Annotated in this window: 4 protein-coding genes and 1 pseudogene; 1 reads left to right on the top strand and 4 read right to left on the bottom strand. The window is 73.2% G+C overall.

Annotated features, from left to right (window positions below):
• Window positions 1-1,039 (top strand): annotated as a pseudogene (locus QL983_RS09680) (protein kinase); the annotation flags it as partial.
• A 116-nt stretch (window positions 1,040-1,155) separates the two neighbouring features.
• Here QL983_RS09680 and QL983_RS09675 read toward each other — a convergent pair.
• From QL983_RS09675 to QL983_RS09660, 4 genes are all read right to left on the bottom strand, one after another.
• Entirely contained in the window at window positions 1,156-1,500 is a 345-nt protein-coding gene (locus QL983_RS09675; RefSeq protein WP_010078527.1) for a hypothetical protein, read from the bottom strand.
• An 18-nt stretch (window positions 1,501-1,518) separates the two neighbouring features.
• On the bottom strand, window positions 1,519-3,384 hold the full coding sequence (sucB, locus tag QL983_RS09670; RefSeq protein ID WP_290152666.1) for a 2-oxoglutarate dehydrogenase, E2 component, dihydrolipoamide succinyltransferase: 1,866 nt from the start codon (window positions 3,382-3,384) through the stop codon (window positions 1,519-1,521).
• A 98-nt stretch (window positions 3,385-3,482) separates the two neighbouring features.
• Window positions 3,483-4,862 (bottom strand): dihydrolipoyl dehydrogenase, encoded by a 1,380-nt coding sequence (lpdA, locus tag QL983_RS09665; protein ID WP_036314090.1) that lies wholly within the window; start codon window positions 4,860-4,862, stop codon window positions 3,483-3,485.
• 116 nt (window positions 4,863-4,978) lie between these two features.
• Window positions 4,979-6,511, bottom strand: a complete 1,533-nt coding sequence (locus QL983_RS09660; RefSeq protein ID WP_036314092.1) for a leucyl aminopeptidase — start codon at window positions 6,509-6,511, stop codon at window positions 4,979-4,981.
• Window positions 6,512-6,526: the final 15 nt, after the last annotated feature.

Genomic DNA, 6,526 nt, shown 5'->3' with positions numbered 1-6,526 from the left:
GGCGGTGGGGGCGCCGAGTGACGTCCATGCGTGGGCCGCCCTGGGCTGGTACGCGCTCACCGGTCGGGCGCCGGGCGCCGCCGGGCATCGGGCGCCGCTGCCCGTCCTGGTCCCCGAAGCGTCCCCCGAGCTCGCGCTGCTGCTCGATGCGGCGCTCTCCCCGGACCCGGCGGCGCGGCCGAGCGCGGAGGAGGCCGCCGCAGCCGTATACGCGACGGCCCGGCCCGAGCCGGTCCCGCTGGGAGAGGCCGCCCCCGCCGAGGTGGCGCACCTGCTGCCCACGGTGCTGCCGGGCTCCGGGCCCACGCGGCGACGCCGGGGACGACGCGCGGCTCCGAGACGGCGCGCGCTCGCGCGCCGACGGGGGGCGGCGCCACGCCGGGGCGTCCTCGTGGCCGCCGGGCTGGCCACCGCGCTGGCCGTCGGCGGCGGCACCGCCGGGCTGTGGTGGCCGGCGTCCCTGGGCGACGCGACGGAGGGGGCGCCGGAGCCGGCGGGCGCGGTGCCGGCCGGCACCTCGGTGGACGCGGCGCGCCCGGCGGACGGGACGCCGGAGAGCGGGACGCCGGCGAGGGTGCCGGACGCGGGTGCCCCCGGCGAAGACGCCGCCGGGGAGGACGCCGTCGACGTGGGCGAGGCGCTGGCCGCGGTCGGCCACGCCCGGACTGCCGCGCTCATCGACCCGGAGCCTGCGCGACTGGACGCCTACGCCGTGCCCGGGGGACCGGCGTGGGAGAACGACCGGGATCTGCTGCGCCGGCTGACGGACGAGGGGTTCGCCTTCTCCGGCCTCGAGGTGACGGTGGAGCAGGCCGGACCCGCCCGGCGGGCCGGGGACGACGCGCTGCGTGTCGACGCCGTGCTCCGGACGTCGGCCCACACCGTGCTGGACCGCGCGGGACGCGTGGCGGCGCATCGGGAGGCGACGGCCGAGGAGGTCGTGCTGGTCCTGCGCAGCGGCCACGGAGAGGGCCCCGAGGGGCGGGACAGCGGCGCGGCGGGTCGGACGTGGCGGGTCGAGACCGTCGATCCGCGCTGACCCCGGGCCCGGATCCAGCGCCGGAGGCCGGCGGTCCAGACGGGGGGACGCCGCGGGCCCCGGGGAGAAGCTCCCCGGGGCCCGCGGCGTGGTGCGGCGTCAGCCGCCTGGGCTGATCACTGCCAGAGGACGGCGACCAGGATGTTCACCAGGCCCAGACCGCCCACCGCGTGGGCCAGGCCCGTGGGCACGACCTCCCCGCGGTTGGACTTGCGGCGGCCGATCAGGGCGGCCACGAAGACGATGACGCCGATCAGGAACTTGACGCCCAGCTTCATGTGGTTCGGCTCCCCGCTCATGGCGAGGCCGAAAAGCACCACGCCGGAGACGATCATGCCCACGGAGCCCCACCACTGCGAGGTGGTGACGGTCGGGTTGCGGAAGTGCGCGAACCAACCGCCCACGATCGCTGCGGCGGACACGATGTGCACGGCCACCAGGATGCTGTGCAGGATATCCACAGTCCTTCTCCCTTTCCGTCAGAGACCCAGCTCGTTGGCGAACTCGCCGCCCTCGAGACGCTGACGCAGCGTCGTCAGGAAGCGGCCCGCGTCGGCCCCGTCCACCAGGCGGTGGTCGTAGGTCAGGGACAGGTACATCATGTGGCGGATGGCGATCGAGTCGTTGCCGTCCGCGTCGGTCACCACCATGGGGCGCTTGACGATCGCACCGATGCCCAGGATCGCGACCTGCGGCTGGTTGATGATCGGCGTGTCGAACAGCGCGCCCACGGAGCCGATGTTCGTGATCGAGAACGTGCCGCCCGAGAGCTCGTCCGGCGAGATCTTGTTCGTGCGGGTGCGCTCGGCCACGTCGGCGATCTTCTGGGCGAGGCCCGTCAGGTTCAGGGAGCCGGCGTCCTTGATGACGGGCACCAGCAGCCCCTTCTCCGTGTCCACGGCGATCGCGATGTCCTCGGACGCGTGGTACGTGATCTCCTTGTTGTCCTCGGAGAACGACGCGTTCAGCTTGGGGTGCTGCTTGAGGGCCTCGGCGACCGCCTTGGTGATGAACGGCAGGTACGTCAGGTTCACGCCGGCCTGCTGCTGGAAGGAGGCCTTGGCCTTCTTGCGCAGCTGCACGATGCGGGTGACGTCCACCTCGTGCACCTGGGTCAGCTGGGCGGACAGGTCGAGGGACTCGCGCATGCGCTGGGCGATGACCTGGCGGATGCGCGGCGCCTTCTCCACCTCGCCGCGGACCGAGGGGTCCACGGAGGAGCTCGCGGCCGGGGCGGACGCAGCGGCCGGGGCGGACGACGGGGCGGCAGCCTCGGAGGCCTGCTCGGCCGGAGCCTCGGACCCGCCCGCGGCGGCCTGCGAGGCCAGCGCGGCGGCGAGCACGTCCTGCTTGCGGATGCGGCCGCCGACGCCCGTGCCGCGAACCGTGGACAGGTCCACGTTGTTCTGGTGGGCCAGGCGGCGCACCAGCGGGGTCACGTAGCCCTGGCCGGGCTCGGTGGCGGAGGGCGCCTCGGCGGACTCGGCCTGCGCGGAGTCGCGCTCAGCGGACTCGCGCCGGGAGGCCTCCTCGGACGGAGACGCCTCCGGCGTCTTCTCCGACTTCTCGGCGCCGGCGGCCTCGGCGGCCTCCTCGGTCTCCTCGGGGGCCTCGGCCTCGGTCGCCTTGTCCTCGATCTCCTCGGCGGACGCCTCGTCCTGACCGGAGGAGCCCTCCGACGGGGCGGAGCCGCCGCCGGCGGAGCCGGAGCCGACGAGTGCGAGGACGGCGCCCACCTCGACGGTGTCGTCCTCCTCCGCACGGATCTCCAGGAGGGTGCCCGCCACGGGGGAGGGGATCTCGGTGTCGACCTTGTCGGTGGAGACCTCGAGCAGCGGCTCGTCGACCTCGACCTCGTCGCCGACGGACTTCAGCCAGCGGGTCACGGTGCCCTCGGTCACGGACTCGCCCAGCGCGGGCAGGGTGACCTCGGAGGCCTCGCCGCCGGCCGACGGGGCCCCGTCCGAGCCCTGGTCGGTGGAGGCGCGCTCCTCCGGAGCCGGCTCGCCTGCGGGCTCCTGCTGGGCGTCGTCCTGCTGCGCCTCCTCGACGGCGGGCTCCTCGGCCGCGGCGTCGTCCTCCGACGCGTCGGCGGAGCCGCTGCCGGAGCCGTCGCCGATCGTGGCCAGCGGGGCGCCGACCTCGACCGTGTCGTCCTCCTCGACCAGGATCTCCTCGAGCACGCCGGCCACGGGGGACGGGATCTCGGTGTCGACCTTGTCGGTGGAGACCTCCACCAGGGGCTCGTCGACGGCGACCTCGTCGCCGACGGCCTTGAGCCAGCGGGTCACGGTGCCCTCGGTGACGGATTCGCCCAGGGCGGGCAGGTTCACGGTTTCAGACATGGTTCCGATGCTCCTCATGAGGGGTGGGCGCCGGGGGCGCCCACCCGGGGTTGCGAGGTGGGCCCGACGCACGGGCCCGGGATGGTCAGTGCGGTGGGTCAGCTGTGCAGCGGGTGGCCGAACAGGGCCATGGCGGCCTCGCCCAGGGCCTCGTTCTGCGTGGGGTGCGCGTGCACGAACTGGGCGACGTCCTCGGGGTAGGCCTCCCAGTTCACGATGAGCTGCGCCTCGCCGATCTGCTCGCCGATGCGCTTGCCGATGCCGTGCACGCCCACGATCGGGCCGTTCTTCTGGCGGATCATCTTGATGATGCCGCCGGTGCCGAGGATCGAGGACTTGCCGTTGCCGGCCAGGTTGTACTCGGCGACCTCGACGTTGTCCTTGCCGAACTTCTCCTCCGCCTTGGGCTGGGTGTAGCCCACGGACATGATCTCCGGCTCGGTGAAGGTGACCTTCGGGATGTTGATGTCCTCGACGACCATCGGCTTGTTGCCGGCGATCTCCTCGGCCACGAAGATGCCCTGCTGGAAGCCGCGGTGCGCCAGCTGCAGACCGGGAACGATGTCGCCCACGGCGTAGATGCTGCCGACGCCGGTGTGCAGACGCTCGTCGGTGAGGACGAAGCCGCGGTCCATCTTGACGCCCTGCTCCTCGTAGCCGAGGCCCTCGGTGTTCGGGCCGCGGCCGACGGCGACGAGGCAGACCTCGGCCTCGAACTCCTTGCCGTCCGCGAGGGTCACCTTGACGCCCGAGTCGGTCTCCTCGACCTTGTCGAAGAACGTGCCCAGGTTGGTCTTGATGCCCTTCTTCTTGAACTCGCGCTCGAGGACCTTGATGATCGCCGGGTCCTCGTTGGGGACCAGGGTCTTCAGGCCCTCGATGATGGTGACGTCGACGCCGAAGGAGTTCCACAGGGACGCGAACTCGGAGCCGATGACACCGCCGCCGAGCACGATGGCCGACTTCGGGGTGTAGTCCAGCTCGAGGGCCTCCGTGGAGGTCATGATCTTCTTGGAGATGGGCAGGCCCATGGTCTTGGCCACGGAGCCGGAGGCCAGCACGATGTTCTCCGCCGTGTAACGGGTGCCGTCGACCTCGACCTCGTTCTTCGAGACGAGCTTGCCCTCGCCCTCGATGACCTGGACCTTGCGCATCTTCAGCAGGCCGGCCAGACCCTTGTGCTTGCCGGCGACGATGCCGTCCTTGTAGTCGCGCACCTTCGCCATGTCCACGGACTCGAGGGTCGCGTTGATACCGAACTTGGCGGCGTTGCGGGTCTCGTCGGCCACCTCGGCGGCGTGCAGGTAGGCCTTCGTGGGGATGCAGCCCCAGTGCAGGCAGGTGCCGCCGACCTTGGACTTCTCCACGAGGGCGACGGACTTGCCGTACTGCACGGAACGCAGGGCTGCGGCGTACCCGGCGGAGCCACCGCCGAGGACGAGGACGTCGAATTCCTGAGCGGTTGCCTTGTCGGCCACGGTGTTGCTCCTTGGTGCTGGGATCGGTGGATCGTGGTGGTGGTGCGTCACCGTCATCCCCGGCCGTCGGCGGCGGGCCGCGCGGCCGGGGGACGCGGTGGACATCGGGACCAACCTTACCGGGCACGCCCCTCGATGAGACCCACCAGGGTCCGCACCATCACGCCGGTGGCATCCTGCGGGGTGTAGCCGTACGCGGCCGACTCGTTGAAGGAGGGGCCGGCGATGTCGAGGTGGGCCCAGGGGGTCCGTGCGGCGTCGTCGTCCTGCGGCCGTCCGGCGTCGACGAATTCGCGCAGGAAGGTGGCGGCGGTCATCATGCCGCCGAAGCGGTCGCCCATGTTGGAGATGTCCGCGACGCGCGAATTGAGCGAGGCGCGCAGCTGCTCCGGCAGGGGCATGCCCCACGCGAGCTCCCCGGCGGCGTCGGCCGCGGCGACGACCTCGTCGCGCAGCGCGTCGTCACCCATGACGCCGGTGTGGCGCACGCCGAGGGCGACCAGCTGGGCACCGGTGAGGGTGGCCACGTCGAGCACCGCGTCGGGTCGCTCGTCGGTGGCCGCCACGAGGGCGTCGGCCATGACGACGCGGCCCTCGGCGTCCGTGTTCATGACCTCCACGGTCTTGCCGCCGTACATCGTGATGACGTCGGACGGGCGGATGGCGGTGCCCGAGGGCATGTTCTCGGCCAGCGCCAGCCAGCCGGTCACCTTCACAGGGACGTCCAGGGCCGCGGCGGCGCGCACGACGGCGAAGACGGTGGCGGCGCCGGCCATGTCCGACTTCATCGTCATCATCGAGGCGGCGGGCTTCAGCGAGATGCCGCCCGTGTCGAAGGTGATGCCCTTGCCCACCAGCGCGATGTGCGCGGCGGCGTCGGCCGGCGCGTGCTCGATGCGCACGAGCCGCGGCGGGCGGGAGGAGCCCTGGCCGATCGCGAGGATGCCGCCGAAGCCCTCGGCGCGCAGGCGGTCCTCGTCCCACACGTCCACGCTCACGGACGAGTCCGCGAGGTCCTCCGCGACGGCGTCCGCGAACGTGGCCGGGTAGAGGTGCGAGGGGGCCGTGTTCACCAGGTCGCGCACGGCGCAGACCGCGTCGCCCACGACGGCGGCCCGGCGCAGCACGGGGTCGGCGTCCGCGGCGGCGAGCGGGGTGACGACCTCGAGCTCGCGGACGGGACGGGACGAGTCCGCCTCGGCGCGGGCGCGCTCGGACTTCTGGGCGGTGAAGGCGTACGCACCCAGGACGGCGCCCTCGGCGACGGCGGCCAGTCGGGCCGGGGTGTCGGCCGGCAGGGCCAGGGCCACGGCGTCGGTGCCGGCCAGGGAGCGCACGGCAGCCCCAGCGGCGCGGCGCAGGGACTCGTCCGAGGCCTCGCCGTCGTCGTCCAGACCGCCGACGCCGGCCAGGACCAGCAGCGGCACCGGCACGCCGCCCAGCCCCGGGAGGCGGTGGACCTCGTCCTCGGCGCCCCGCACGCCCAGCAGCTCGAACGAGGCCTCGAGGGCGGTGGCCGCCTCGGCCGGCAGCGCGTCCGTCAGGAGCACGGGGCCGTCCGGACCGGTGCCCACCCCCACCACGAGGGCGGAGGCGGTCAGGTCCTCCAGGGCGCGGGCGGTCAGGGTCGGGCGGTCCAGGGTGATCACGGACGGGCCTCTCTT

The organism is Micrococcus sp. APC 4021, from assembly GCF_030407635.1.
Taxonomy (GTDB): Bacteria; Actinomycetota; Actinomycetes; order Actinomycetales; family Micrococcaceae; genus Micrococcus; species Micrococcus luteus.
The sequence above is the reverse complement of the archived record's forward strand: the minus strand, read 5'-3'. Positions and strand labels throughout refer to the sequence as shown.